Here is a 26,122-nt window from a genome sequence, read left to right as displayed (position 1 = left end):
GGTTTGAGGTTTGGACTACATTCTATAACATAAACACAGAAAGTTCGCGAAACATAAAAAAGACACCTAGTTAAGGTGTCTTCTCTAATACTGTAATTGTTGATTAAATATTCCTTTTTAAATAATCACTATTCCTTCGGAGTATAAGAGCGTTTCGTAAAGAGCGCCACCACATTAATCCTCCATTATAACTTCTTTTTTACTCATCTTTGGCTGGTGAGATCTTGTGCCAAACTGATAGCGGTAAAGGATAACTACAGCAATGACCACAAGAGACATCACGACAAAAATATTGCTGTACACAAGAGCATCATCGCTCTTAATAAAGGGATTAAACTGCAAGGAAGTCGCTCCCTTGTCTAGCAATTTCCCGACCACACTCATCGCCATCGCGCCTGAGATAAAATTAATCATCGAGAGCAGTCCCATGCCGACCCCCGTCTCTTCCTTAGACAGTGTTCGTGAAATCGTATTGGACATTGCAATCTGCATGAAAGTTTGACCTACATTTCCTAGTATTAGAATGATCGCAATGATGTATGCTGACACCCCAATAAAAGTAGATAACAGGGAAAACGCTAGGAATAACAATACCGAGGCGACAAAAACAAGTGTAAAATTGCCGCGATCATCAGCAAGCCTGCCACCCTTTCTTCCCATGATAGCTGAAGCAATAGCGGCTGGAACTAATACGAAACCAATACTCGCAGAACTTAGGCTATTCACTGCAGTAAGAAATTGCGGTGTCATAAATGTCATGCTGAAACTCATTGCAGTTGTCGAAAAAGCGAGTAACAACCCAATTGAATAGGTCTTGTTACGAAACAGGCCAGGTTTGATGAAGGGTTCTGCTGCCTTCCGAATTCGAATGATGAATAAAGTCAGCATCACTACTCCTCCGAGGAACAACCACACCTGCATCTGTGTAATAGCAAGCAAGAAGAGTGCAACCGTTACAGCTAACAAACCTCCGCCAAGGACATCAATACTTCCTGCCTTCCCTTTTGCATTATCCAAATACTTTCGGAAGAAAGGAAGCGTCAGCAATGGGAGCAAAGACAGAATGAACATGAGTCTCCAACTTCCGAAGCTTGTAATCAAACCCGCAGCGACAGGACCTAACGCATTACCTAGTGCTAGTCCAATTGCGGAAGTTCCCAGCGCCCTTCCCCTTTTCTCAGGAGCAAAATATCGGATCGGAATGATCATTGCTGTTGCTGGAAGAACGGAGGCCCCAGCAGCTTGAATGACACGCCCTAGAATGATAAGCCAAAACTCATTAGCAACTAAACCGATCAATGAACCAAGAGCAAAAATGATGAGTCCGTATGTTAATAGATCTTTCAACCGATATTTATCGGCTAGTTTCCCCATTACGATTGATCCCACCGCATATACGACCATGTAACTCGTCATAATCCAACTCACCTGCGAAGGAACAAGATTGAACTCTTTTCCTATCTCAGGCAGTGCTACGTTGAACATGGTACCATTCATCACCGAGAATACTAATGTAACCACCAAAATTTTTAGCAACTTATCTGCATTTTGTGATGATGCATCCGTCATTATCGAACCCTCTTTTCTATGCCAAAAATTATTACACGCAACTAAAAGTGAGCATCCATATAATGAGGAACCTCTGTAATTGGCAGTACAAAGGTCTTTTCGTATTTTTTGCGTAACAAGTAACAATCTAATCTACAGCAACCTACTTAAAGCTACTAGAAAGGTTCTTTATAAAAGATCTGTTAGTGAAGATAGATGAAGACTGGCAAGAACTAGAGCTAAAATCATGAGCACTGCAGCCGGGATCATCTTGTTAATAGGATCTTTGGAACGTATATGGAACAATACCGCACCTAACATAATACAAGCAAGCCATAATGCAGCAATCGTGAGTATTGCCTCATTCCAGAAACCGATGATTAGACCGATCACGCCTGCCAATGCGATGAAACCTGTTGCAAACCTGAACCATTGGGGTAAGCCTAGATGACTAAACGTCTCTACCTGCATTTTGGCACCTGTTATTTTACTTATACCTGAGAAGAAAAAGGCTAGAATTAATAAAGATTGAAGTACAATTGAAACAATTATCATGTAAGATCATCCATAATATTTTTTGAATTGATATTTTACTTGCTATAAAATAAATAAGTGTTCATTTTTTATAAACATCTACCTCGCTTCATTAGAGGATATACTACAAATAGGAACCTGCTAAACTGATCTTACAAAAGGGAGATCTAGCCGAATACCTATTATCATTGTATAATATAGTGAGGATACTCATTAAGAGTGTGCACAGAATTGAGAATATAAAGAATTGACGAATATGTCAAGGAGGTTTTTCGATTGATGAACTCAGATCATCCAGAGGCAATAGATGTCATCCACGTATTAGTGAGATCAACCCACTACATTCAGAGGGAGTTCCAATCTCAGTTATTAACGCTTAACACACCTTATCAACTCTCAGGCCCCAGATTGCGTCTGCTCTCCGTAGTTGCCGAAAACGGAAAAATTCGCATGAATGAATTAGCTGTTAAGTTAGGGATCAAAGCGCGTACTGTTACAGATTTTGTCGATGCGCTAGAACAGGATAAGCTCCTTATTCGTATTCCTGATCCAACAGACCGCCGAGCTACACTGATCCAACTTACGGAACTTGCGCAGTCCAATATTGAGAAAGTCCTTGCTTTTCAGGCCCAAGTTGCAGACAACATGCTGGATAATCTTTCAGAAGAGCAGCGCAAGCTATTGCTTGACCTTTTATTAAAGCTAATTCAGGACAAAGAGCTTCCTGAGGTAAGTGATGAGATAAGGGATAAAGCAGGAGAAAAAAAATAGCTACTGGGATGTAAACTGTTTTATTTAAATGCAGATACAACGTATGGAGGTGAGAAACATAATGGAAAGAATGATGAGTCTTAATGAGATGGAGCAAGTGATTGAAAAAAATCAGCTAGTGCTATCTATAATAAAAATGCGCAATTGCGGTGTATGTGAGTCCGTCTCAGCTAAGGTATCCACTATGTTAGAATCCAAAATTTCTGTTAAGGGTATTTATGTATACACAGAGGACGTACCAGAAGTTGCATCCCGATACCTTGCCTTTTCTGCGCCGACGGTGCTGCTTTTCTATGGGGGAAAAGAGGTCTACCGGGCTGCCCGGTTTGTTCGTTGTGACGAACTGGATCATGTGCTCTCACAATATGAGGAGAATATATGATGTACACTTCAAGGAAAATAAAAAAATCCACAACCTAATACAGTTGTGGATTTCAATGTGTAAGTGAACCGCATTTTACAGCGCTCCGCACACGAGGCGTCCCTCGTACCATACCGCTCTGCGCTCTGATCTTCGCGCAACGGCTTCTGCTGAGCAACTGGCATGAAGCAGCACAAAACTTGCTTTATCCCCTACTTTGGGCCATACCTGTTCACCTTTAGGGCTCAGCGGCGTTATCCCGCCTGTAATGAACCGAAGGGATTGAGATAATGACAATTCATCACTACGGCCATACAATTCTGCGAATCGACCTACCTTCTCAAGTTGATCACCATTCCCAAAAGGAGACCAATGATCTGTAAGACTATCTGTCGCCAATTTTACGGTTACTCCTTGGTTATGTAACATCGGGAGAGGCATCGTTGATTTTCCGATCGGTACCGTTGATGCAATGGACATACCAAGTGAGGCCATCCGTCTAGCTACTTCTTCTGCCTCTTGCATCACTGCATTTGCAAACCAGAAAGCATGACTGACGGTCACCTTTCCCTGTAATCCTGCTTCTTCGGTCAAATCAGCTAAACGTATCAAGGTTCGCTTACCCGCTTCATTTCGATCATGTAGGTGAAGATCAATCCCCGCATTGCCGGATACCGCTAGTTCTACCATCACCTGCAATGATTTCTCGATGTCGCCATCCACCGAGTGTGGATCCACCCCACCTACGTAGGTCGCTCCCTCTGCTAAAGATTGCTTTACTAGCTGAACAGAATCAGACCGAAGCAGTCCATGCTGCGGAAAAGCTACGATCTCAGAGGAAATCTTACCTGAAAATGTATCCAACGCTTGCTTTGTTGCCTCAAGGCGGTGCAAACCGCTGACGGGTTCAATATTGCAATGACTACGAACATAGGTAGAACCGAACCCCTGAATAAGAGTCAAAATACTTTCAGCTTGTTGTCTTGCCATCGGCAGCAGCTTCGGTAATAAATGCTTTTCTTCTTCTATCCGTTCGAAGATACTCGATATCGGTCTTACCGCTTTCCAAGGACCATCATAATACGTCTTATCCAGATGAATATGCGCCTCCTCAAATGAAGGAAGCATTAATAACTGTTTACAGTCGTATTTTGGGAACTCACTTACTAGCTCGGCATTAGCCGCCTTCATTTCGGCAATCATACCGCCCTCAATTCGAATGTGACAGATCACCGTCTCCGTACCTACCACTTGTCCATCTTCCACGGCATATTTCTGCTCTAATTTGACATTAGTTAACCAATAAGAAGTATTCAGCATACCATCCCCCTCTTTTCCTTAAATATGGTATCACGCCGGCTAATAAACAAAAAATATGAATAAAGTTCCATTCCCATACTTTTTTCATATATCAGTGACAGCTCATTTCATTTCTGCATGGATATTGGGTAACTCTACTTAGGTTAGCCTTATTAATAAAAAAAGACACCAAAGAGGTGCCTATTTTTGCTATCATTTATCCTATACCTACTTCTTTATTAGCTCAATTTCTGTCCGCAGTTCGGGCAGAAGTTAGCCCCTTCGTTTTTTGTTCCGCAGTTTGGACAGAAGTTAGGCTTCTGTCTTCCTTCTTCTACAGAAGAAGATGATACGGATTGGGGTTTAGACTCTTCAGCAGATGGCTTCTCATTCGAATCTATGTTTTTCATCATTTGATTAGCTAAGTTCATCCCCATCTGTATACCGATCATATCGGAGGCTGCACCGCCGCCTTTGACGTTGCCAGATGCAATGCCATCCGTCATACTAACCTGTTGATACTTCTGTAGATTGCCGATCATTTCATGAGAAGCTGTCTTCGTAATCATATCCTGAATTTCTTTTGGATAATTGAAGCTCATGACTTGAAATCCGGTAATGGTCATCCCATTATCCATCACTTGCATATCCAGATCTTCCTGGATCCCCTTCGCAATCTCGGATGCATTCGCCTGTAGATTGAACATATCCTTACCTTCTCGGCTAATCCATTTCATAAGTAGCTGGTCAAGTACAGAAGTAATCCGAATCTTCACATCCTCTACCAGATAGCTGTTTTTCACTCCTACAATTTTATCGATCAACGTCACATAATCATTTACTTTAAAATTGAACGTACCGTTAGCGCGAATCGGCATCCCGCCCGGAAGCTGCGGAGTCGGAATAAGTATGGGGTTTTGCGTCCCCCATCTGACGGTGAACTCTTTTGTATTCACGAATAAAACTTCCACTCTCATTCCGCTGTTGAAGCCAAACTTAAATCCTTTTAACGTAGACAAAAATGGGATAATATCTGATTCAATGCTGTACTCGCCCTCATCCTCAAAAATCCCCTCGATCTTGCCATTGTTAATAAAAATTGCATCTTGGCCGGATCGAATGATCAGCTTACTTCCCTTTTTAATCTCTCTATTGCTCCACTTCCAAAAAATCATATCATCTCTAAACTCTTCCCATTCGACTACATTCGAAAATTGATTTCTGAAAAATGACATCCTAGCTCATTCCTTCCTATTAAAATGACCCTCTGCTTCCACTGTGCGAATGACCGCCTTTGCTAATCCCTCCGCCACCGCCGCCTGGTCCATTATTGTTGTTATTCCGTTCAATTTTTCGCTTCGTTACCGTTGTTCGCAGGTATCTGTCTTGACGATCTAGAATACCTGATGTGCTTGCATCTTCATAGGTTTGCCGATTCACTGTGACTCGCCCGCCTGACCGGTAAGCCATGACCCCAACGATTACACCGCCAAGCCCGAGCGAAACCACCAGTTGAAACCAAAATTTAAATAAAATATTTTCTGGATTTACGCCTGGACGGTATCCCATATACTCATGGACAGTCTGAATATATTTCTCAAAGGCGAGCTCATAGTCCCCATTGACTAGATCTGAAGTAATCTTCGTCTGGATTTGATCCAACCTGCTATCATCCAGATATTCTTCAGCTTTATAGAATCCCGCCAAATATATGTCCCTGTTGTACATATCCAGTGTCAAAATAACGGCATTGCCATGAGGCTTATCATATCCGGGCGCATGCTCATCATAGAAATCTTCTGTCATGACCATTTCATCTTTATTTTCTGTGTTTAAAGACGTATAAACGATGATATCGGTTTCTCTCTCGGCTCCATATTGATTCGCCATCGCATTTAACCTATTCACTTGCTCAGGAGTAAGCAAACCTGCTTCATCATAGATGAGCTGCTTATCCGTTGTTGATGTATTTGTATCCGTTGCTCCGACAATATCCAGCGGTATAAAGGTACCGATAAGAGCAAGTAAGAGAAGGGCAGCTAACAGCAAGCTATTCTTTTTCACCAGAATCCCCCTCCCATCATCCAAGAGATCAGCTTCAGTGATAAAAGTGAAACCCCTGAAATACCTGCAAACCAAGCGGTTACTTTCCCCTTACTAATTGGTGGCTTTCCGACGACTTTACCTGTCTGCCCATTCATCGCAAAAGTATGTTCGACCTTATTATAGTCATACTGCACCATCCATACAGGAAGCAATACATAATCAGCACGCTCTAAGGTGGTGTCGATCTGCTTATCCGTAAAACTCATGGTGGCATATCCGGACGTAGCAGACTGAATATACGAATCGATATATTTTTTAATCTTCTCTTTTGCACGTGGCAGTAACTCTTTATCATCATAGCTATATTTCTCCGCCACATACCCAGCAAGATAAGGGGATTTAAAACTTTTAAGCTGCGTGTTTGGAAAAGGTTCAAGCTTATCCATGAGTTCGTCGTTCATTTTCTCAGCAGCATCAATAGGTACATTTTTATAGTTGAGCCGAATTTTACGGTAGACCTCAAAGTGCTGAGTCTCCGTATAATGATAATCCCCTCTCGTATAAGTCCTCACTTTCGTACCCAGGCCATGAACCTCAATTTGATTATGTAATCCATAGAACCAGAACGGTACATAAATTCCAGTAATCCCTTTGATTCGATCTGCTGTCATAAATCCGCTTGGCGTAAGCAGCCCATTCCGGCACCATTTCCGAAAGGCTTGCATGGCCTCATCTTTACTGATCGAAAAAGGGATTACCTTTGCTGGAGCAAGCTCCCCAGTTAGCCTGTCACCAAGTACAACAGAAGAACCACAGAAACTGCATACGGTGGCCGTAGTTTCCGCCTCTGTCATAATTACCGCACCGCAGCTTGTGCAGTGATATTCGCTTACTTCATTTTCTGTAAACACATTTCTTGTTAACGGGTCAGGGATCTGCTCAATATTGTCTTTACGCCCACAACTCGGACAAAGCAGCATCCCTGACTCACTATCAAAGACCATACTGCTTCCGCAGTTCGGACATTTATATTCTATAACTGGCATTTGTTCACCTCACTAGCCCAAGAACTATAAAACGATCACTTCTTCTTGCGTTTTTCTTTGATTGCAGCCAACTCGTCTTCTGCACTCTTCCTTGAGCTGGGACGGTTCTCGCTTTCTAATTCGGCAAAAAGTTCATCCAGATCATCCTTCGGCTGTTCTCTAAGTTCAGCAATCGCCATCGCCTCGTCATATGCTTTATTCACCTTTTCTTCAACTTCATCGAAGATGGAATGGTTAGAACCTAACGGAGAGCCCATAGCATTTATGTTCTGCTGCACTGTAGTTGCAGCGATCTTTCCTTTTAGTTCTGCATGGCGCAATTCCAACGTTCGGATATCACTCACGAGCTTATCTTGCATCGACTTCATGTTTTTCTTGTTAGATGAAGCAAGTTCATATGCAGCCTCTAGTTCATCAAGTTTCTCTGCTTGAGATTCTTTTTTGTCCAGGAATTTTAAAGCTTCTTCCTCATTTCCGGCTTCCACTGCTTTTTCAGCATAACGCTGCAGTTTACTTACCTCGGATTTGATTTCATCAATCGCTCTCTTCGCTCTTCGCTCCTCTGCCAATACCGAAGCCGTCTCTGATTTCACTTTGCCTAAGTCATTATTCAAACGCTTCATATATTCATTCAGTATCTTTTCCGGATTTTCTGATTTCGTGAATAAGTCATTCACATTCACTTTCATAATATCCATAAATCTTGATAAAATGCCGATGGTAATCTCCTCCCTTGGAAAGAATCATTACTCTATAATACAGGAAAAACGAACGCGTGGTTTCAACTCTAAAAACTCACACTCTTGTCTCTAGAGTATGAAGCAACTATATTTTGATTCATTCCGCCTTGTTACGTGAACTTTATCTAACAGATGCAACCAAAAAGACACCCATTCAGGTGTCTGGATTATTTTCTATTCTCATCTATAGATCAGCAGGAATATACATGTGTTGTATCTCCTGTACCCCTGGAATAAACCCAAGATTAAGGTAAACAGACTCTGCATCATTCCCTTCCATAACATACAATCTAAGGACTGAATATTTATCTTTTAGTGTAGAAAGAGCCCTTTTCAACATCTGTGTAGCTAGCCCTCTTCCCTTATATGCCGGTAAAACACCAATACTATAAATAGCTGCTTGATTGTCTTGTAAACAAAGACGGCAATTCGCAATAAGCTGACCCGTATTTTTATCGAAAATAAGTGTGGACGCCTGTACTAAGATTTCATTTGTTAAATTAGGATCTTCTATAGGAATAAAATCTTCCAAAGTGAATTTCTTCCTCCGTACTGCTTCCAAGCCTTCTCCAAAGCTATGGAAGTCACAATGAGCAATTTCATCTTCCTTAACAAACCGCTTACCGCCCATGCCATTTTCTTCGATTTGAGGACTCTCAACGAGCAGATTAGGATCCCAAGTTACCTCGAAATGATCTGTAGGCCGCTGCATCCAACGACATCTGAACTCATCTGGCCAAAAACCTGCCCTCGCAAATAGATTCACTTGATCTGGAAGAACTTCGAATGTTTTTATCGGTTTAGCCCTGTCAGACCACCGTATTAAAATCGATTTGAGTTGTTTCAATACTTCGAATGTATCATTGAAAGGAGGGACAAAAAATAAATGGTATATCACATTAGGTTCCATCCTTACTCCACCTATTTTCGTCTTCCCTTTATAGATCCAAAAAGAGTTTCTACGAGGAGTAGCGTAGCTTTCCTCTCTAAAAAAACCGTTATATTGCATATGATAATAAACCGAACAATAAATTCCCCAATCTTCAGGCTCAGCCCTTCGAATTGAATATTCATTTGATAAGTGATAAGTATTCGTATCAATAGACCACTCTTTTAATTGCATCCTTCATCCCTCTAATCGCACCATTTTCCCTTATATTACTATTATCGTATGTAAACATAAGTCTACTTATTGAATATAAGCGAACTCTACCTTACTAGATGTCATGCCCCATGAGTTGCTCCTTACAAATAAAAAAAACACCTTATCGGTGTTTATCATTTTTTCACTAATTTATCTATTTCTTTCTTCAATAAGAGGTATCTATGAACACTTCGATTGATCGGGACCTTGGTTAGTTTGTTTTTATCTACATATAATTTCATTTGGTCTTTGGACAAACCGAGCAGATTACCTGCTTCTGATACCGTTAATACCTCTTCATTGTTAGTCGCATTAAATGTTTTCTTTACTTTTAGATTCCAGTCCTGGAACACCTGCATAGATAGGCAACCTCCCATATTCGTAGCCAGTTACTTTTCTTGGCTGAATACATTTATTTTCATCATCTGATTCCACATATAAAAAGAGCACCGAAGCAATGAATCGGTGCTTTTACTATAAAACTACAAAAGGGGAACCTTTCGATGCACCCTTATTTTTTATTCTGATTAGGACTTGTATTCGTCACAGCTGCCAGCATTCGCTCATCTTTCACCATATCCGACTTACACTGAGGGCATACAGGAACCACGGAGAAGACAAAGTTATCTCTCATCCATCCCTTACAGTTATCGCTTGAACAAGACCATATTGCCGTCAACTCCATCGGTACTTCTTCTGCCGGTTTTCTTCGAGAATTGTACATGTGCATCCCTCTTTCTGTTTCGAATATAAATAAAAAATGCCCCAAACAATGTTTGAGGCATTAGGCTCTAAAAGTATTAGAGTTTTACTACATTTTCGGCTTGTGCGCCGCGTTGGCCTTGTACGATGTTGAATTCAACACGTTGACCTTCGTCCAAAGATTTAAATCCGTCTCCAGTGATTGCGCTGAAATGTACGAATACATCGCTTCCGCCTTCAACTTCGATGAAGCCAAATCCTTTTTCTGCATTAAACCATTTCACTGTTCCTGTTTCCATTATGATTACCACCTAATTTTAAATTTACATGAAATTTCTACCTTATAATAAAAATACACATAGGGGACAAGGTTATTATTCAAGAACAACCCTCTACGCTATGTGGATTCGTTAGGTCACTACTTCAATAAACTTATTATAACACACATCAGATTATTTAGCTACTTTTATTATATATTTATACATAGAAGTAAAATGACAGGTCATTTACGTCATTCATATTCGATGATCTTCTCCATACATACCACCAGCTGCTTTACACGAGCAAGGACAAGTTACTTTCCTTAATCTCAGTTCCAAATAAATAAAAACAGACCTTAAAAAGGTCTGTTTGCATGATGAAGACGAGGCTAGACTAGCCTCATACCCATTATATTTTAATCTGACTAGGACTTGTATTCGTTACAGCTGCCAGCATTCGCTCATCTCTCATCACATTAGACTGACACTGAGGGCATACGGGAATCACGTTAAAGACAAAGTTATCTCTCATCCACCCCTTACATTTGTCGTTTGAACAAGACCATATTGCCGTTAACTCCATTGGTACATCTTCTGCAGGTTTTCTTCGAGAATTGTACATGTGTATCCCTCTTTCTGTTTCGAATATGTTACTGCAAATAAAAAAAATGCCTCAAACAATGTTTGAGGCATTACGCTCTAAAAGTATTAGAGTTTTACTACGTTTTCGGCTTGTGCGCCGCGTTGGCCTTGTACGATGTTGAATTCAACACGTTGACCTTCGTCCAAAGATTTAAATCCGTCTCCAGTGATTGCGCTGAAATGTACGAATACATCGCTTCCGCCTTCAACTTCGATGAAGCCAAATCCTTTTTCTGCATTAAACCATTTCACTGTTCCTGTTTCCATTATGATTACCACCTAATTTTAAATTTACATGAAATTCTTACCTTAAAATAAAAATACACATAGGGGACAAGGTTATTAATTTAAGAACAACCCTCTACGCTATGTGAATTCGTCAGGTCAATACTTCAATAAACTTAGTATAGCACACCTCACACTAATTAGCTACTTTTATTACACAATTACAGACTGGTAATAAAAACCGACCTTTTAAAGGTCGGTTTTTATTGTCTAGCTTTTACACTTGCTTGAATTCAATCCAATCGATATGCATGCCCGGCTTGATATGTTCAAACTTCATCTCATACAAGCCAGCCTCTAGCTCGACTTTGATCTGTTTCAGCTTAATCCACTGTCCATCCGTACCGTTGGTCTGAATGGTGGTCACTAATTGGTCGTTTAGCATCAGGTTACATGCACTTTGTGCCAGCTCGCCATCAGGGGACATGACGCCTGCAAAGATGCGGTATACTCCTGAATCATTCACTTTCATCGTTACCAAACCGTTAGGAATAACTTTGACCCGTGCTTCCTGCGCTACCGTTTGTGCCTGTTCGGCTTCCAATGCGCTAATAGCCTTAATCAATTCGACGTGCTCTACAACGAATTCATCTCTGCCAAACACCGGTGCCTGCATCAGAAACTTACATATATTAATTGCGCTACGCTGAAGTTCCCCGCGAGTCAGGGTTCCATTCTCTAGGGATTCTAACGTATTATCGCCCCATACATTCGTTTCGGCACCATAATTGCTGACCACCATATATAGATCGTTTTGCGCTCGAACCATGAAATTCGTATACTTGCGATCTGCCGGGCCACCGCTAACAACATCATTCATCACGGCCCACCAGTCGGTCATGACAATACCTTGGAATCCCCACTCTTCCCGAAGAATCGTTGTATTCAAATCATAGTTTGAAGCTGCCCAGTGTCCATTAATCGGATTATACGATGTCATTATGGAGTTAGCTCCGCCCTGCTTGACTGCGATTTCAAATCCTTTCAAATAGATCTCGCGTAGTGCCCGTTCTGACACGACTGCATCTACTTTGCTGCGATATTTCTCCTGGTTGTTACAGGCAAAGTGCTTCAGCGTTGCATTGGAACCGCCTTTGCGGATTCCACGGGTACAAGCTGCGGCAAATAGACCGGATATCAGCGGATCTTCCGAGAAATATTCAAAGTTACGCCCATTCAGCGGACTCCGGCGGATGTTCAGTCCTGGTCCGAGTAATGTGTCGATGTTATTTCGCACTAGTTCCTTACCTTCCAGAACATAGAGTTCTTCCACTAAATCTACATTCCACGTAGCCGCAAGCAGTGTCCCAATCGCGACCTGCGTAGCCTGCTGTCCGCTATCCATGCGGATGCCGGAAGGACCGTCCGCTGTACAGCCTATCGGAATGCCTAGGCCAAGAAGACTGTCACTAACCCCGCCAAAAGCGGATGCCGTACCCGGCGTTACAAGCGGACTGCTCATCCCCTCTCCTCTGACAATAGCCGCCAAATCATGATCACTGAGCTGAGCGATAAAAGTTTCCATGCTGACTTTCTGTTCACACACATCTCTCAGCTTGTAACCCTGATCTCCTGTCTGCTCCAAGGTCTTCGGAAGATTCTTCTCAATCCGTTCAACCAGTGAGACCTGTCGTGTTGGTACCACTGCAGACGTTAGTTCATAAATACCACTTTCTTTACGAACGCCAGGCATAAATCTAGTAAAACTCTCTGTCGGCGCCATTGCCTCTTGCAGTTGCTCAACAACGACGAGGTCTTGAACATGGTAGCCTTGCAGTCCATCTACAGTAACTGCCTGCAATTTTTTAACACTGTTCCCCACATAGAACAGGTAGTTTCCCTGTTCCAACACATATGCCGAAGGATGACCTGTAACCCCGCTGTCATCATAAGAAGCCATAGAATGCACAGAGAAACTCAACGTCAGTCGCTCCGATTCACCCGGATTCAGAATACTTGTCTTCGCAAAAGCGGCAAGTGTTCTTGCAGGTTGCCCCAGTTTCCCTTGGGGCGCTTCGTAGTAAACTTGAACCGTCTCTTTTCCTGCATAAGTATTCCCGGTATTGGTTACGGTAGCACCTATTTCGATATATTCTGCTCCGTCTTTGGTTACCTGCTTTGCTTCCTCCGGCTCAATTGCAAAGGTGGTGTATGAAAGCCCATAACCGAATTCGAACTGTACCTTATCCGGGCTAAAAGTCTCAAAATAACGATAACCTACATAAATATCCTCTTCGTAAAAATTTTTAAACTCATTTCCGTAATTGCGGGTTGATGGGTAGTCCTCAATGGAGTAAGCAATCGTATCCGTTAGTTTACCACTCGGGGTTACATCACCGACCAGGACGTCCGCAATGGCATTACCGCCTTCCATGCCACCCTGCCAAGCGTAGAGAACGCAAGGGATCGGATTTACGTGACTCTCATCACCCAGCCAGCTCATATCGATAATATTGGAGACATTTAGCACAACAACCGTCTGTTCAAAATACTTTGTTACCATTTGAAGCATCGCTTTTTCATCTTCAGTAAGTTGATAGCTTCCCTGTTCATTCGCGTTATCCTGGTCTTCCCCGGCAGTACGTCCGATGACGATAATTGCCTTCGGTGATTTCGCTCTTGCACGGGAAACCAGTTCGTCCGTCAGCGGCATTTCTTTCTGATGCCATGGCTCTGCCGCCCAGCCGCCTCCGCCGTTATCGAACGGATTCTGCTCAATCCATTGTTCATATATACTTGCAAGTTCTTCATTAACATGGATTTCTTTCTTCGCACGCAGTCCATCCAACAGATTTGTAGTGTACACCACATTCACGCTACCGCCCGATCCCGTACCGCTGCGATAGTAATTAACCTGAGTACGACCAAAAACTGAAACGTTTTCGGAAGGCTGTATAGGAAGTACCTGTCTATCATTTTTTAAGAGTACTGCACCTTCTGCTGCGACTTTTCTGCTAAATTCAGCAAAACCTTCTAATGGAACACCGATTTGTTGTGAGCTCAAATGATTTCCTCCTATTTGCAGTGAAATAAAGTCCTAGTTACATTAAATATAAGTGCAAATAATCACAAGTGTAGGCGGTTACAGATCGTTATGAATGCGCTTGCCTATACCTTCTTCCATAATAACAGATCCCAGTAAAAATTTGAAAGATTGGATGTGTTTATTCGAATAAGTCAGCCATTCAAATGAAGGTACGTAATGTACATTTCGACTGAGATACAACACGAATAGCCACTCGGCAACCGGCACATAATATTCTTTATAACCAATTCAAGTAATCAAGGAGGACCTTCAATTGAGTACAAACCAAGAGGACAAAAACCTAATCAATACGGTAAAAGATCTAGAGGCGGAACCCGTGAACAGTTTGGATGCTCAACAGCAACAGCAAGCCCGTAATGATCGCCGGAAACAATCGCAACATGACGACAACGGTAAATATAAGGAAAGTTACCATTAGTCCTAAGCCCATGACGTATACAAATAAAAGGACCAAGCAGTCGCTGGGTCCTTTTTACTGAGCCTTATAGGATAATTAAGTCGCCTCATAGAGTCGTAGGTTACAATTCATTATTTTTCCGCCAAATAGAGGCGCCCTGTCATACGATAACGTTAGACACTCCCTAGAGCAGAGTTATAATCTTTTTGCGAATTCATTCAATTGGTCAGACATCCGATTAACTTCTTCGATAAAATCTGAAACCTGACGGGACTTTGTCGCCTGCCGCTCTACAGTAGCCGTCATTTGTTCAATGGATACGCGCATTCCACTAATCGCCTCTTCGAATGTTTTCAGTGTATTTTGAATCACATTCGTGGAGGTAACCGTCTCCTTGGAAAGTTTCCGTATCTCGTCAGCTACAACACCAAATCCTCTTCCTAAATCTCCTGCATGGGCCGCTTCAATTGCTGCATTAATGCCTAATAGATTGGTTTGGTCCGCTACTCTTTTAACAATCGATAGAACTTTATCCGTTTCATTCACCTGTCCTGCCGTCTGGTGGGCGAGCGTAAGAAGATGCTGAGCAGACTCTGCCAGTATGGATGAATCTTCCGCAACTTGCGAAAGCCGCTCGTTAGCTTCAGATAGTGAACCCGAAATTTGATCCGCAATGGCTATTAATTCACTTTGTTTACGAAGCTGAATAGCTATACCACCGATCACATTGCCCTTAGAGTCGTGAAGCGGTGTCGCTGTTCCTATAAATTCAAATCCATAAAATGAGGCAGGTACCTCCGCCTTTAACGCTACATTGTTCCGAATCGCCTGCGTTAACGGTTCCTCGTGATGCAACGATTGACCGACACGGATCTCCAAATTAATATCCTCTCCAGGCCAATATGCAATAAATTTCTCTGTATCACAAATAGCAATCGATAATTGTGCAGGAACTGCTCCCTTTAAGATTGGAATTATGGCAATCAGAGTGTCCAAGGATTCAATGGTGTTCATTTTAGGATTCTCCTTAATACGTATCTATGTAATAAAACTTTAGTTCAGCAGTTCTATTAAAAGTTTTATTTTACCATCCTCGGTGATTCTTGTGAATCAGTATGGAAAACAATATAACAAAAAGACCACCTGCAATGGTGGTCTCCCTAATCTTCAGTACCCTTCTCGAATTCGTTGTTTACGCATCCACTGAGTAGCTACCCATTTCTCACCACGGATCACAGGTTTGCCACTATGCAGCGTTAGTTCATTTAATGTTTGATTGTTATAAAAATATTCGAAGTAAACCGCAGAACCTTTAACTGGTTTAACGGTAATCCCTAAGGTCGGAAATGTGGTTTCTCCTCCCTCTTCCACATCATTTAAATATATAATTAATGTACTAATTCGATTGTTATGACTAGAAGGGCTACTCGGCCCAAAAAAATCATAATGTTCTTTAAATTCTTGTCCAGGTTCATAATGTAATACTTGTAGTCCTTCCGCATGTGCAGTAGGTATATGCATTAAGCTTGATATACGGCTTTCAATGAGCGTAATTAAAGGGCTTTCATTTTCATTAAAAAACATACCACTGCTCGTCCGAATTTGACTAATCTCTTTATTCGCGAGTTTCGATTTTTCAAGACGTGATGCAGCAGATTCAATAAATACCTGGCATTCTTCATCGCTTAGTACATGTTCAAATTTCATTATTAAAGGTTCTTCATGTAAAACTGTGGCAGTAATGATGTGATTATCAATAGAATAGACTGATTGAATGGGTAAGATCGAAACTTCCGTTATCATATTATGAATCAACCTCCTCTATAATCACTTACGATGAAAAAAACGAGAACCTCAACGCTAAGCGGAAAAACATTTCCATTAATTTCAAATATACTACAAAAAATTAGAATAGATGAATATATCTCAATACATATTGTTTGGACTATTTCATTTAAATAAAAAAAACACCATCCGATTAAGGATGGTGTTTCTATAAAACAAAATCCACAATCTCTATCGATTGTGGATTCGCATAATGCATAATGGAGGCGAACCATGGCTATGCAAAACCACAATTCGTAGAAGCGTGATGTTGAAGTTGTTTAGAGAAGTGGCTTAGTGAACCTGTTGAAACGTTCCCCTTGAATTTATGAGCAATTGTAAAAACTCTATGGCAATTTTAATTGAAGAATACGCCTCTTCTTTAACCATATCAGGGCTCATGTCCTTTCTGCGTATTGGGAAATGAGCATAAGATTTCCTTGAAATAACTTCTATCTCCTGGGATAACGATTCAAACTGTTGCTCTGGTATAAATCCTGTCTCATTTGAAATCTGTAGAATTTCAGGAAAATGTTTACCTTTTCCAATGCCATATCGGTGTCTTATAACTTGTTCCACAAAGGCTTGTGTTCATAAAAGTTATCAAGATATTCTTGTCGTTCCAATCTTCTCATTTTCTAGCTTGTTCATATCCAACACCTCGTATGATTAGCTAAATCGTCGGTTCGGCTGCAATGGTAAAGGATTTTTCTACTTCAAAGATACTTGCATATAGAAGTTAAACAGGTTTAAAATATTTTGTTCCTAGGGATGTCAGAATACTAAATCTAGTTACAGCACGCTGTGAACTAATCTTCTGGGTTTGCAATTCTAAGTACTCCGAGTTTTTATAGAGATCTCTAACCTTATTCCTTATATAATCAACAGGATTGCTTAATTGTGTAATACTATCGATATTATTTGAAATACCAATAGCTATAATTTCATAACTTGATAGCATTATGGCCCCTTTAAACCGGTTGTTCTCAGGATAAAACTTTTTAAAGGCATTTTCACCAAGAGATTTATTGAGCAATTCAAATGTTTTTTCAAATACTTCCTTTTCCTTCGTCAAATTAATCAATCCTGGATTACTACAATAGTCCTTCATTTTGTCTGTTAATAATTCATGTATATCTGATGTATAAGAATATTGATTCCTATCAATATTTCTATACACAATAAACCGTAGGACATATTCTAACGCAGCTTGTTCTGATATTAATCTGTCGGTTAGAGGCATGCAATTAATATAATTTTCATTGTAAGATAACCCTCTCATATAAGTATAAAATTCTCTATTAATCATTATCGCTAAGCAATTTCTAATTTCTTGATGAGTTAGTTTACTTCCACCCGTATTAAGTCTATCGAAGATATCGTATTTTGCATCTGGATCACTATCATTACTAACTCTAATTATTTTAAGTCTCGAGTAAAGAAGCTTATTATCTAATCCTAAATCTGTATCATCAAAAGAAAAATTATATTTATGATACTCATTATTCCAAACCTTACCTTCAAGCGCAGGCAGCTTTTTCGTTCCTACCAACACACTGGGTGGGACATTTTTACCGTTATCATCTCTTAATATCCCCAAGAACTCTAAGATTGTCGATAATCTCTGCACACCATCTATAACATCCCAAGCCGATTTTTCGTCTTCTGCCACAAAAATAGGTGGTATCGGTATCCCCAATAAAATTGATTCAATAAATCTTGATTTCTGAGCATTAGACCACCTAAAAAGTCTCTGAAACTCTGGGTGGATATCTAAGGCTCCTCTTAGGTACATATTAGATAACTCTGAAATGGAGAAATCTATCTCGTCCGTCTTCACTTCTTTCTTACGTTCCTTGATTTGTTCAAATAAGTCGGAAGTGGTATATTGATCTACAGAAAAATCTGTGAATGATAATTGTTCCAACATTTTGTTTTCCCCCTCATTCGTTCTAAATTCATTAAAATCGTTATCAAAAACTTCACCTTCTTTGCTATCATACATTTTATTTATAATTTCAAAATGTATTTGAAGCTTTGTCTCCTCATCTAGCTCCTTATAGATTAATTCCTCTTTTATATTTAAGTATTCTGAAAGTTGAGCAACCCTTCTGGAAGGTACCTTTCTCTTACCCTTAATCCAATCACTTACAGTCTGTGGTGAAATTTCTAAGTACTCTGCAATTTGCTTATATTCTAAGTTACGTAGTTTGACTACCAACTCTAATCCAATCATTTCCTCATCCTCCTCATTAGTAATATATTACAATGACTTATTCAATAAGTCAAATTAGACTGATTTATTAATATACACTTATAATTGTCACTTAAAATTTTATTTTTGATTTTAATCTTAATAAAATAAAATTTTTGACTGTTTAACTAAGTCTAAAACGATTGTACTTCCCCGATCGGAGGGATCTACACCACTAAATTAGTGGGATGCCATCCCTTTATCTCTCAATACTGAAATACACTACTATAAAAAAATGATAAATAACCAATAAAGAGTAGAATAAAAATGCCTCCTTGAATACGTGATATCATTTGCTGAATGAGCAAGTGATATTATATGCTCAAAACATGGTCAAAAAATACATGGAAGAGTAAGCTGATGTTTTTGATAATATTTATATAACAGCTCCCTTAAAAACGAAAGTACCGTCAAAAGTGTCACCAAGACACAATTAACGGTACTTTCATTCACAAAAGAACTTATGAGTAGGTACATAATGAACCGCTGTCCGGCATTAACCATTGTGGTTTTGCATGGACAAGGGTTCAGAAAAGTCAACCGTGGCAATGTAAAACCACAATTTGCCGTAATGTGATGATCCGGTTGTTTGGGGAGGTTGCATTTCAGGAAAACCACAGCTCGCGCAAACAATAATATTTTATCTAAAATCTATATATTGTTATCAAATCAAATGAACTAACTATTTGACACAATATATTGCGTTTATGTAATTGACACATTTTATTAATTTGGATATAATAGGAACAAGCACTCAATGTATTAGAGTGCTAACAATGATCCGATAAGGAGGAAATACAAATGACTAAAAAAGGTATTTTCACTACGAAACGCGGCGATCAGTGGGCAAATATAATTGGTAGCAACCAAAGAGCTTCTGGGATTTTTGATACTCAAAGACAGGCAATTGATGCTGCAAAAGATCGTGCCAAAAGAGACGGACTGGAACATACCATCCAAGGGAAGGATGGAAAGTTTCGTGAGAAGAACAGCTATGGAAACGATCCACGCAACATCAAAGGATAAGTTAATCCCACTGTGAAGGAGGAGCCGAAATTGACATTAGTTCAGCGAGTTTATGGTAAGGAACGTACGGTGGAGTAATTATCGGTATTATGATTACGGTTTTTGCTTTCTTAGCATTTAAATACTTTAAAAAGGAAGAACATCAATATTCCTAAGTAACCAAGCGAAAATGCAAGTAAAATCCCCCTTCAACTGAAAACTACATAATGTAGAAGATATTTGCCTTGACGAATGGAGATGTTACTATGTATGTAGTGACTCATACACTACCTCTACCAAATACTTCATTTGCCGCTATCTTTAATGAAAAGCGGCTTTTATTTTTATGTATCCGCTCTCAGCCAGCCCCTCTAGACTCCACTCCTCACAAGTTCAAAATTCTTATAATTGTTGAACAACTTGCAAGCGAACTGAACTCCTGTCCATCATAACCACTGTGGCTTTGTATGGACAAGGGTTAATAAATGCGAACCGTGGCTGTTCAAAAACCACAATTCGCCGACGAGTCTTGTTAAAGCTGTTCGGAATTGTTACCTAGAGTGAAGATGATTCTAAGGTCACCGTACCATCTATAGAGCGAAATAAAGATAGACCCATCTCCCTGGGCCTATCTTTGACTTCCACACAGAAAATATATTATCTACTTGCTTTAGCCAATGTATATTCAAGATCCTTTAATGAGAAGCCATCTATTATGCCACGTTCAGCAATAAACTGATATAGTTCTTTACATTCTCCTTCTAAGACTTGCTCCATGTCATATACTCGTTTACATAACCAGATAGCTAAATCTACAAGCTGGATCCCAATATTATCAGCAGAACTCACAAATTCTATATCTCCAGTAAAATAATCAGCCGTTTGTATTACTGGGTCAGAGTAGAGCTCCGAAGAGTCAATGACTTTAGTATTATTATCAAATGAATTTTTCAATTGCTTGTAAAATTCATTTTGTTCATCATGAATCAATTTACAGATTTTTGAATTTTCTCTTCTTAAGTAATGATTCAACGTCCCAATTGCTATATTAAAAGTAGCCAAATTAGCAGAACGATATTTTGCACTGTTTTTAAAAACATCATCGGAATCATCTCTTAATCCATTTCTGCGGATACGTTCTCGCTCTGCTACTAATATGTCATGTTCTAGAGTTTCTATTGGATGGGCAATAGCATAATCAAATATTGCACTGAACATTTCAATATCCGGAATATACTTGGGGTTATCTATACAGTGCTGTTTTATTTCCTGTATCAATTCCTGAAATTGCTTGTCTCCTCCTCTATCTAGTAGACCTAATACATTCCAAAATCTTTTTCGGTGCTCCGTAGTCATTGTCTTTGCCATAGCATATGTAACTAAAAGCCGATTAAATTTAGTATTGTAGAGTTCTCGAGGAGCAGCCTTATTATTGACACTATCAAATAAAAGGTCAACAAACATCATTGTTGCAACATGTTCTCTTTCTACTCTAGAGAAAACAAACTTTGCATCTATGTTTTTGTATATTTTTATTAAACCCCTAGCTATTAAATTAATACGACTAAGTCCTAACTCTCCTGCATGCAGCTCAGTGAAACTTACCTTTTTCAATAGCGTATGAAGCTCATCCTTCGCTAATTCAACATCATAAGAGGAAAGCATAACTCCCACCCAATGGAACTTATCTGTTCCGTTGAATATCTTAATGCCTGAATTTCCTGATTCATCTACAAAAGCTGTTAGTTTACTCAATTAAATTATCTCCATTTCCTCTATCCTTATCTCTATATCTACCATAATCCTCTTTTCTTTACCTTTTGAGAAAATAGCCTAAATAAGCTCAATATAATCGGCAATTACATCTAACAGCAAATCAGGCGATTGTGGAGTATAACCCGGAGACTGACACAATACAATATAATCAAATGACTCTTTTGTTGAAAAGTCTATGTCTTTAATTAAACAAAATGGGACTTCTGGCTCAATAGATAGAGGCACAGCTTTTCTGATTCGATCCACATCAATATCTCTTCTATTATATAGCTTAAGTTGAATGGCACCTGAAGCATCATCAAAGTCCTTAAGCAAGCTGTAAGGCAAATCGTTATCCCATTCTGGATGTAATACAAAATCTAAACGACTTATCCACCTACAAGCTATTGCAAATGCTAGGTAATTACCAAATCCTAAACCTTCTAGTCCTGTTGTTTTTGGATTAGTTCTTTCCTCAGGTGGATAACGTAATAAATCACTTAGAATATAAGCCCAACTTGCATCTCCTAGTCCTAAATCGGCATGAGCGTCCACATGAACTACGTCAAACGGTACGACGAGCTTTCCGGTAGAAATCAGTTCCTTCCAGAAATAAAAAGCCTCGTCGTGGTTTTTAATCATTCGTCCTTTAACTTTTTTATCCAAAGAAAGCCCACACTTGTCTTCAAGAAATCTCCGGACATATTCTGGCTTCCACGGTTTGTAGTATCCTTCATCAAGTCTTTCGCCACCATCGCCTATAAAATGTGCGATGTCACTGATGAAGAAATCCAAGTCGATATCAAGTATTTTCATTTTAACCTCCAACATATTCCTGATTTGTAGCGGCAGTCTGTTGCAACGGAAGAACTAGGCTCAACAATTGCTCTTCTGTCGCCCATGAAATACAACCAAATGTAAGCTGATTATGTTGGTCTATTAAACTTTGTAATACTCCTTCAACTCTTTGAAAGCAAGCAGAATCACTTTGAATTTGAATCAACGCATTGTAGGGCTTCCCATTGTTAACCTTTAATTGACCAAAATAGGCTGCTTCAAAGTTCGGCATTGAAGATAGATGAATGATATTATTCTGTACGGGAGATTCATTGACAACTGCAAGTATTGAAGCGTTATGTGCCCATGCAGGATTTCTATTTCCATTTGCGAGAAAGGGAAGATCCGTATCGTGAAGTACAGAATATCCATTTCCAAAGTGATTAAGGATTTTGCACAAAGAAACTATTGTCGCCTTACCTCTTGCTCTCACGATATGTATATTTTTATATCTTTCAGGAGCCTTCGATATAATGTATTTAAATGCCGTGTATTCCGTATCGCCCTCAACTATTACGGTGTGGCCTCCGAAGAAGAATTCAGCTACGTGAGGATCAAACAGGTTTAAAAGCTTCAATCTCTCCCGATCATCATCGTCCAGTTGCGCCTTCTCCGGACGAAACACGGTTGTTCCAAAGATATCTCCCTGTTCCGATCTCTCAACGCGGACAATGGTTGTATTATTGCGGGATAAATCTATAAACGCCGGTGAATGTGTAGTAATCATAACTTGCCAGTTTCCTTGCTTCGGCAAATCGTAAAGTACCCTGCATGCTTCTCTTACCGCATTTGGATGAAGGCATAGTTCCGGCTCGTCCAACAAAAGAACATGCGGTCTGCCGGTATCCGTCTTCTTTCCGGCTCCATTCTGTACAATCAAGCGTAATGCCGACCATAGCAAGGTTCTTCTGGCTCCACTGCCCTGTTTGTCAATTGCACCTTGATACCCATGTCCTGGCCCCATAAGCAGCTTGGATGAACTTTTAAAAAGCGATAGGTCGCTTTCAATATCGTCTTCAGCTCTCGGATCAAACTTAACCACATATCCCGGAAATATCTCTGAAATAGCAGAAGACAAATCGTTTTCAATATTTTGAATTTCACTCATGGAATCATCAAGGATCTTTTTTCTCAACTCAGTGATTTGTATAAGAAGTCTCGCGTAGTCGGACAGTTCATCTTCAGAATCCGGTAATGATTGGACATTCTTGATACGATCTTTAATAATGGCGTTAAGCAAATCAAGGACCTGCTTTTCCAATTCTTGAGGATGAGCGAAAGCTTCAACCATGTGTGGCTGTGGTCGTTTAGATTTAGCTACACCCGGTGCCCCCCAAGGAACCTGCTCATCCCTTGCTTGTTTTTGAACATCGTAACCTTGTCTTTTAGGTTCGGAATTAGCCGAATGCCAAGTCCATCGTTCTCTGACAATAGCTTGTTCCTCAGTTTTTTCAACCCATCGTAAAGCAGGAGTCGAATCACCGTTAACTATGGTATGTAGCTCAATTTGGGGGAGATCAGTCGTGTTTACACACCCATTGGGAAAGTCAGATTCAGTAAGCAAACATTTCTTTGAACCATGATTCATAACTAATTCATAGGCTTTCAGCACAGAGCTTTTGCCCACATTATTGGGCCCTACAAGAACTACGATATCGTCCAAATCAATCGATACTGGATTTGATCCAATACAACGAAAATTCCGAATTAACATTTTCCGCAGTTTAGGGCGGCTTTGTTGAAACCAAGCCGATAGATCTTCGCTTGCTTCGACATGGGCTTTCTTTTTGGCCACAACACATTCCCCCAATATCTCAAATATCGTCCTTATCTATAGACTAGCATTTATATCCAACAATTAGGAGGATATTTGTCGTATAAATTCAATGATTTTATTAATTGTTTCCTCACTATTCGTTTTTACCCTCATATCCCCAGTGTACCCTTAGAATTGTTGGACTAACTAAACCACATACTATAAAATAAAAACATCAAGACACCTATCGCACATATGTTCCCTTTGTTATAATAGAGTCTATCTTATGTCGGCCAGAATGGAGGCTTATTATGCTAATGATTGATAAAAAAAATGAATTATTCTCAGAGCTTATGCTGACTCAGATCAACGTTACTCGGCAGCAAGTTAGCAAGGCGACCGAGAAAGAAATCAAATCAAACCTGGGTCAATTTTTCACAGAACCACGTCTAGCTCTTTTTATGAGTGACATGTTTGAAATAAATGAGCCTCATATAAATCTACTTGACCCCGGAGCCGGCATTGGTATTCTTACAACTGCAACTATCACTCAAATTTGCAAAAAAGACGAAAAGCCGCTCAGTATTCATGTAACAGCAGTTGAAATTGATGAAACTCTGTTGGAACATCTTCGGTTTTCTCTAGAGTTTTGTAATAAGCTCTGTTCCTTAAACAATATTCAGTTTACTTATTCTATAATTCATGATGACTTTATAAAGTACGGTTCAACACTACTCAAATCCTATACGGGAGGAATGTATAGTAAGGTAATTCTAAATCCCCCTTACAAAAAAATTAGCAGTAAATCAGAAACACGTCTAACACTTAGGGAGATAGATATTGAAACTACAAATCTTTATAGCGCTTTCGTAGCAATATCAAAGAAGTTACTCATTCCTAATGGAGAGCTGGTGGCTATTACTCCGCGTAGTTTTTGTAATGGAACCTATTTTAAGCCTTTTAGAGTAGACTTCTTGAGTGACATGAATTTTAGAAAAATCCATCTTTTTAACTCTAGAACTGATGCTTTCAAGGATGACGAGGTCCTTCAAGAGAACATTATTTATCATGCTGTAAAAGAATATGAACACAAGAATGTTACTATTTCATCCTCAGAGAATCTAAACGAAGAAGCATCGACACATACGCTCGAATATGATAAATTGGTGCACCCAAACGATGAGGACAAGTTCATAAGAATATTAAGAGATGAAGAAGACTTGAGAGTCAAGTCATTAATGGAGGGTATAACAACTAGTCTTGAGGATTTAGGTCTAAAGGTTTCTACAGGAAAGGTAGTTGATTTCAGAACTAAGGAAAACCTTAGAAGTGCGCCTGGTTATGATACAGTACCTCTAATATATCCGGTCCATTTTCATAAGGGGTCTTTAGAATGGCCCATCTTTCCAGCAGATAAACCAAACGCAATTTCGCTAAATGAAGTGACTAGCAAACAACTAGTCCCAAAAGGAAACTACGTATTAGTTAAAAGATTCTCTCCTAAAGAGGAGACACGACGTATTGTTACTGCGATATATAATGAGGAGCAAATGAGCGCAGAGTTTGTAGGCTTTGAAAACCATCTTAATTATTTCCATCGGAATGGACAGGGCTTACCACTAGATTTAGCAAAAGGTTTAGCAATATACCTAAGTTCAAGTATAGTAGACTGCTTCTTTAGGCAGTTCAACGGTCACACTCAAGTTAATGTTGGCGATCTAAAGAGTTTACCCTACCCTCCATACAAATTACTTATTAAGATGGGGACTGCATTCGATAATCATTTGCCAGAACAGCAAGAGATTGATAACATTGTCTCAGATTTATTAGAATAACTATTAATAGGCTGCCTTTGGCAGCCTATTAGGTT

Annotated in this window: 25 protein-coding genes; 5 read left to right on the top strand and 20 right to left on the bottom strand. The window is 39.8% G+C overall.

Annotated elements, in window-relative coordinates; genetic code table 11:
- Positions 1 to 174 precede the first annotated feature (174 nt).
- On the bottom strand, positions 175 to 1,569 hold the full coding sequence (locus KFT32_RS18785) for an MFS transporter (protein ID WP_211748777.1): 1,395 nt from the start codon (positions 1,567 to 1,569) through the stop codon (positions 175 to 177).
- 168 nt (positions 1,570 to 1,737) lie between these two features.
- Positions 1,738 to 2,103 (bottom strand): DoxX family protein, encoded by a 366-nt coding sequence (locus KFT32_RS18780; protein WP_211748776.1) that lies wholly within the window; start codon positions 2,101 to 2,103, stop codon positions 1,738 to 1,740.
- 258 nt (positions 2,104 to 2,361) lie between these two features.
- On the opposite strand from KFT32_RS18780, the gene KFT32_RS18775 reads away from it, so the two are divergent.
- Both KFT32_RS18775 and KFT32_RS18770 read left to right on the top strand, forming a co-directional pair.
- Positions 2,362 to 2,853 carry a MarR family winged helix-turn-helix transcriptional regulator gene (locus tag KFT32_RS18775; protein WP_211748783.1) on the top strand — a complete coding sequence of 164 codons (492 nt, stop codon included), beginning with the start codon at positions 2,362 to 2,364 and terminating at the stop codon, positions 2,851 to 2,853.
- A gap of 61 nt (positions 2,854 to 2,914) precedes the next feature.
- Positions 2,915 to 3,235 (top strand): thioredoxin family protein, encoded by a 321-nt coding sequence (locus KFT32_RS18770; protein WP_211748775.1) that lies wholly within the window; start codon positions 2,915 to 2,917, stop codon positions 3,233 to 3,235.
- Between the two features lie 75 nt (positions 3,236 to 3,310).
- Here KFT32_RS18770 and KFT32_RS18765 read toward each other — a convergent pair whose 3' ends face one another.
- The 12 genes from KFT32_RS18765 to KFT32_RS18710 form a co-directional block, all read right to left on the bottom strand.
- Positions 3,311 to 4,534: an amidohydrolase gene (locus KFT32_RS18765; RefSeq protein WP_211748774.1), complete on the bottom strand. Its 1,224-nt coding sequence runs from the start codon at positions 4,532 to 4,534 to the stop codon at positions 3,311 to 3,313.
- Between the two features lie 218 nt (positions 4,535 to 4,752).
- On the bottom strand, positions 4,753 to 5,748 hold the full coding sequence (locus KFT32_RS18760) for an SPFH domain-containing protein (protein ID WP_211748773.1): 996 nt from the start codon (positions 5,746 to 5,748) through the stop codon (positions 4,753 to 4,755).
- Between the two features lie 19 nt (positions 5,749 to 5,767).
- Complete coding sequence (locus KFT32_RS18755) at positions 5,768 to 6,577, bottom strand: TPM domain-containing protein (protein WP_211748772.1); 810 nt, start codon at positions 6,575 to 6,577, stop codon at positions 5,768 to 5,770.
- Positions 6,574 to 7,605, bottom strand: a complete 1,032-nt coding sequence (locus tag KFT32_RS18750) for a TFIIB-type zinc ribbon-containing protein (RefSeq protein WP_211748771.1) — start codon at positions 7,603 to 7,605, stop codon at positions 6,574 to 6,576. Before KFT32_RS18750 ends, KFT32_RS18755 begins: the two co-directional genes overlap by 4 nt.
- A gap of 35 nt (positions 7,606 to 7,640) precedes the next feature.
- Complete coding sequence (locus tag KFT32_RS18745; protein WP_211748782.1) at positions 7,641 to 8,324, bottom strand: PspA/IM30 family protein; 684 nt, start codon at positions 8,322 to 8,324, stop codon at positions 7,641 to 7,643.
- 205 nt (positions 8,325 to 8,529) lie between these two features.
- Entirely contained in the window at positions 8,530 to 9,255 is a 726-nt protein-coding gene (locus tag KFT32_RS18740; RefSeq protein WP_249435974.1) for a GNAT family N-acetyltransferase, read from the bottom strand.
- A gap of 368 nt (positions 9,256 to 9,623) precedes the next feature.
- Entirely contained in the window at positions 9,624 to 9,848 is a 225-nt protein-coding gene (locus KFT32_RS18735; RefSeq protein ID WP_211748769.1) for a MerR family transcriptional regulator, read from the bottom strand.
- Between the two features lie 152 nt (positions 9,849 to 10,000).
- Positions 10,001 to 10,213: a cold-shock protein gene (locus KFT32_RS18730; protein ID WP_211748768.1), complete on the bottom strand. Its 213-nt coding sequence runs from the start codon at positions 10,211 to 10,213 to the stop codon at positions 10,001 to 10,003.
- Positions 10,214 to 10,289: 76 nt separating this feature from the next.
- Positions 10,290 to 10,490: a cold-shock protein gene (locus tag KFT32_RS18725; RefSeq protein ID WP_191804286.1), complete on the bottom strand. Its 201-nt coding sequence runs from the start codon at positions 10,488 to 10,490 to the stop codon at positions 10,290 to 10,292.
- 370 nt (positions 10,491 to 10,860) lie between these two features.
- Positions 10,861 to 11,073 (bottom strand): cold-shock protein, encoded by a 213-nt coding sequence (locus KFT32_RS18720; protein WP_211748767.1) that lies wholly within the window; start codon positions 11,071 to 11,073, stop codon positions 10,861 to 10,863.
- 86 nt (positions 11,074 to 11,159) lie between these two features.
- Positions 11,160 to 11,360: a cold-shock protein gene (locus tag KFT32_RS18715; RefSeq protein WP_191804286.1), complete on the bottom strand. Its 201-nt coding sequence runs from the start codon at positions 11,358 to 11,360 to the stop codon at positions 11,160 to 11,162.
- Positions 11,361 to 11,595: 235 nt separating this feature from the next.
- The gene (locus tag KFT32_RS18710) at positions 11,596 to 14,382 is read right to left on the bottom strand and encodes a glycoside hydrolase family 3 C-terminal domain-containing protein (RefSeq protein WP_211748766.1); all 2,787 of its coding nucleotides are present in this window, start codon (positions 14,380 to 14,382) and stop codon (positions 11,596 to 11,598) included.
- Positions 14,383 to 14,677: 295 nt separating this feature from the next.
- Here KFT32_RS18710 and KFT32_RS18705 point away from each other — a divergent pair, with 295 nt between their 5' ends.
- Positions 14,678 to 14,842 carry a hypothetical protein gene (locus tag KFT32_RS18705; protein ID WP_211748765.1) on the top strand — a complete coding sequence of 55 codons (165 nt, stop codon included), beginning with the start codon at positions 14,678 to 14,680 and terminating at the stop codon, positions 14,840 to 14,842.
- 174 nt (positions 14,843 to 15,016) lie between these two features.
- Here the strand turns inward: KFT32_RS18705 and KFT32_RS27490 are convergent, their stop codons facing one another.
- The 3 genes from KFT32_RS27490 to KFT32_RS18690 form a co-directional block, all read right to left on the bottom strand.
- The gene (locus KFT32_RS27490) at positions 15,017 to 15,835 is read right to left on the bottom strand and encodes a methyl-accepting chemotaxis protein (RefSeq protein ID WP_211748764.1); all 819 of its coding nucleotides are present in this window, start codon (positions 15,833 to 15,835) and stop codon (positions 15,017 to 15,019) included.
- Positions 15,836 to 15,988: 153 nt separating this feature from the next.
- The gene (locus KFT32_RS18695; protein ID WP_211748763.1) at positions 15,989 to 16,624 is read right to left on the bottom strand and encodes a 2OG-Fe(II) oxygenase; all 636 of its coding nucleotides are present in this window, start codon (positions 16,622 to 16,624) and stop codon (positions 15,989 to 15,991) included.
- Between the two features lie 760 nt (positions 16,625 to 17,384).
- Positions 17,385 to 18,881, bottom strand: a complete 1,497-nt coding sequence (locus tag KFT32_RS18690) for a GmrSD restriction endonuclease domain-containing protein (RefSeq protein ID WP_211748762.1) — start codon at positions 18,879 to 18,881, stop codon at positions 17,385 to 17,387.
- 819 nt (positions 18,882 to 19,700) lie between these two features.
- Between KFT32_RS18690 and KFT32_RS18685 the strand changes: the two genes are divergently transcribed.
- Positions 19,701 to 19,925, top strand: a complete 225-nt coding sequence (locus KFT32_RS18685; protein ID WP_211748761.1) for a DUF2188 domain-containing protein — start codon at positions 19,701 to 19,703, stop codon at positions 19,923 to 19,925.
- Between the two features lie 636 nt (positions 19,926 to 20,561).
- Here KFT32_RS18685 and KFT32_RS18680 read toward each other — a convergent pair.
- The 3 genes from KFT32_RS18680 to KFT32_RS18670 all read right to left on the bottom strand — a co-directional run bounded on the left by KFT32_RS18680 (position 20,562) and on the right by KFT32_RS18670 (position 24,291).
- Positions 20,562 to 21,659, bottom strand: coding sequence for a DUF3800 domain-containing protein (locus KFT32_RS18680; RefSeq protein ID WP_211748760.1), 1,098 nt, complete (start codon positions 21,657 to 21,659; stop codon positions 20,562 to 20,564).
- 78 nt (positions 21,660 to 21,737) lie between these two features.
- Positions 21,738 to 22,475, bottom strand: a complete 738-nt coding sequence (locus KFT32_RS18675) for a peptide arginase family protein (protein WP_211748759.1) — start codon at positions 22,473 to 22,475, stop codon at positions 21,738 to 21,740.
- A gap of 1 nt (position 22,476) precedes the next feature.
- Positions 22,477 to 24,291: an ATP-dependent nuclease gene (locus tag KFT32_RS18670; RefSeq protein WP_211748758.1), complete on the bottom strand. Its 1,815-nt coding sequence runs from the start codon at positions 24,289 to 24,291 to the stop codon at positions 22,477 to 22,479.
- Between the two features lie 278 nt (positions 24,292 to 24,569).
- Between KFT32_RS18670 and KFT32_RS18665 the strand changes: the two genes are divergently transcribed.
- Complete coding sequence (locus tag KFT32_RS18665) at positions 24,570 to 26,087, top strand: Eco57I restriction-modification methylase domain-containing protein (protein WP_211748757.1); 1,518 nt, start codon at positions 24,570 to 24,572, stop codon at positions 26,085 to 26,087.
- Positions 26,088 to 26,122 lie beyond the last annotated feature (35 nt).

This window comes from Paenibacillus sp. Marseille-Q4541 (assembly GCF_018310695.1).
Lineage (GTDB): Bacteria > Bacillota > Bacilli > Paenibacillales > Paenibacillaceae > Paenibacillus.
Note: the sequence above shows the minus strand (reverse complement) of the source record. Positions and strands in the feature narration are given on the sequence as shown.

Coding starts and splice junctions, on each gene's coding strand:
- KFT32_RS18785 (WP_211748777.1), bottom strand. CDS start 1,569: ATGACGGATGCATCATCACAAAATGCAGATAAGTTGCTAAAAATTTTG.
- KFT32_RS18780 (WP_211748776.1), bottom strand. CDS start 2,103: ATGATAATTGTTTCAATTGTACTTCAATCTTTATTAATTCTAGCCTTT.
- KFT32_RS18775 (WP_211748783.1), top strand. CDS start 2,362: ATGAACTCAGATCATCCAGAGGCAATAGATGTCATCCACGTATTAGTG.
- KFT32_RS18770 (WP_211748775.1), top strand. CDS start 2,915: ATGGAAAGAATGATGAGTCTTAATGAGATGGAGCAAGTGATTGAAAAA.
- KFT32_RS18765 (WP_211748774.1), bottom strand. CDS start 4,534: ATGCTGAATACTTCTTATTGGTTAACTAATGTCAAATTAGAGCAGAAA.
- KFT32_RS18760 (WP_211748773.1), bottom strand. CDS start 5,748: ATGTCATTTTTCAGAAATCAATTTTCGAATGTAGTCGAATGGGAAGAG.
- KFT32_RS18750 (WP_211748771.1), bottom strand. CDS start 7,605: ATGCCAGTTATAGAATATAAATGTCCGAACTGCGGAAGCAGTATGGTC.
- KFT32_RS18740 (WP_249435974.1), bottom strand. CDS start 9,255: ATGGAACCTAATGTGATATACCATTTATTTTTTGTCCCTCCTTTCAAT.
- KFT32_RS18735 (WP_211748769.1), bottom strand. CDS start 9,848: ATGCAGGTGTTCCAGGACTGGAATCTAAAAGTAAAGAAAACATTTAAT.
- KFT32_RS18730 (WP_211748768.1), bottom strand. CDS start 10,213: ATGTACAATTCTCGAAGAAAACCGGCAGAAGAAGTACCGATGGAGTTG.
- KFT32_RS18725 (WP_191804286.1), bottom strand. CDS start 10,490: ATGGAAACAGGAACAGTGAAATGGTTTAATGCAGAAAAAGGATTTGGC.
- KFT32_RS18720 (WP_211748767.1), bottom strand. CDS start 11,073: ATGTACAATTCTCGAAGAAAACCTGCAGAAGATGTACCAATGGAGTTA.
- KFT32_RS18715 (WP_191804286.1), bottom strand. CDS start 11,360: ATGGAAACAGGAACAGTGAAATGGTTTAATGCAGAAAAAGGATTTGGC.
- KFT32_RS27490 (WP_211748764.1), bottom strand. CDS start 15,835: ATGAACACCATTGAATCCTTGGACACTCTGATTGCCATAATTCCAATC.
- KFT32_RS18695 (WP_211748763.1), bottom strand. CDS start 16,624: ATGATAACGGAAGTTTCGATCTTACCCATTCAATCAGTCTATTCTATT.
- KFT32_RS18690 (WP_211748762.1), bottom strand. CDS start 18,881: ATGATTGGATTAGAGTTGGTAGTCAAACTACGTAACTTAGAATATAAG.
- KFT32_RS18685 (WP_211748761.1), top strand. CDS start 19,701: ATGACTAAAAAAGGTATTTTCACTACGAAACGCGGCGATCAGTGGGCA.
- KFT32_RS18675 (WP_211748759.1), bottom strand. CDS start 22,475: ATGAAAATACTTGATATCGACTTGGATTTCTTCATCAGTGACATCGCA.
- KFT32_RS18665 (WP_211748757.1), top strand. CDS start 24,570: ATGATTGATAAAAAAAATGAATTATTCTCAGAGCTTATGCTGACTCAG.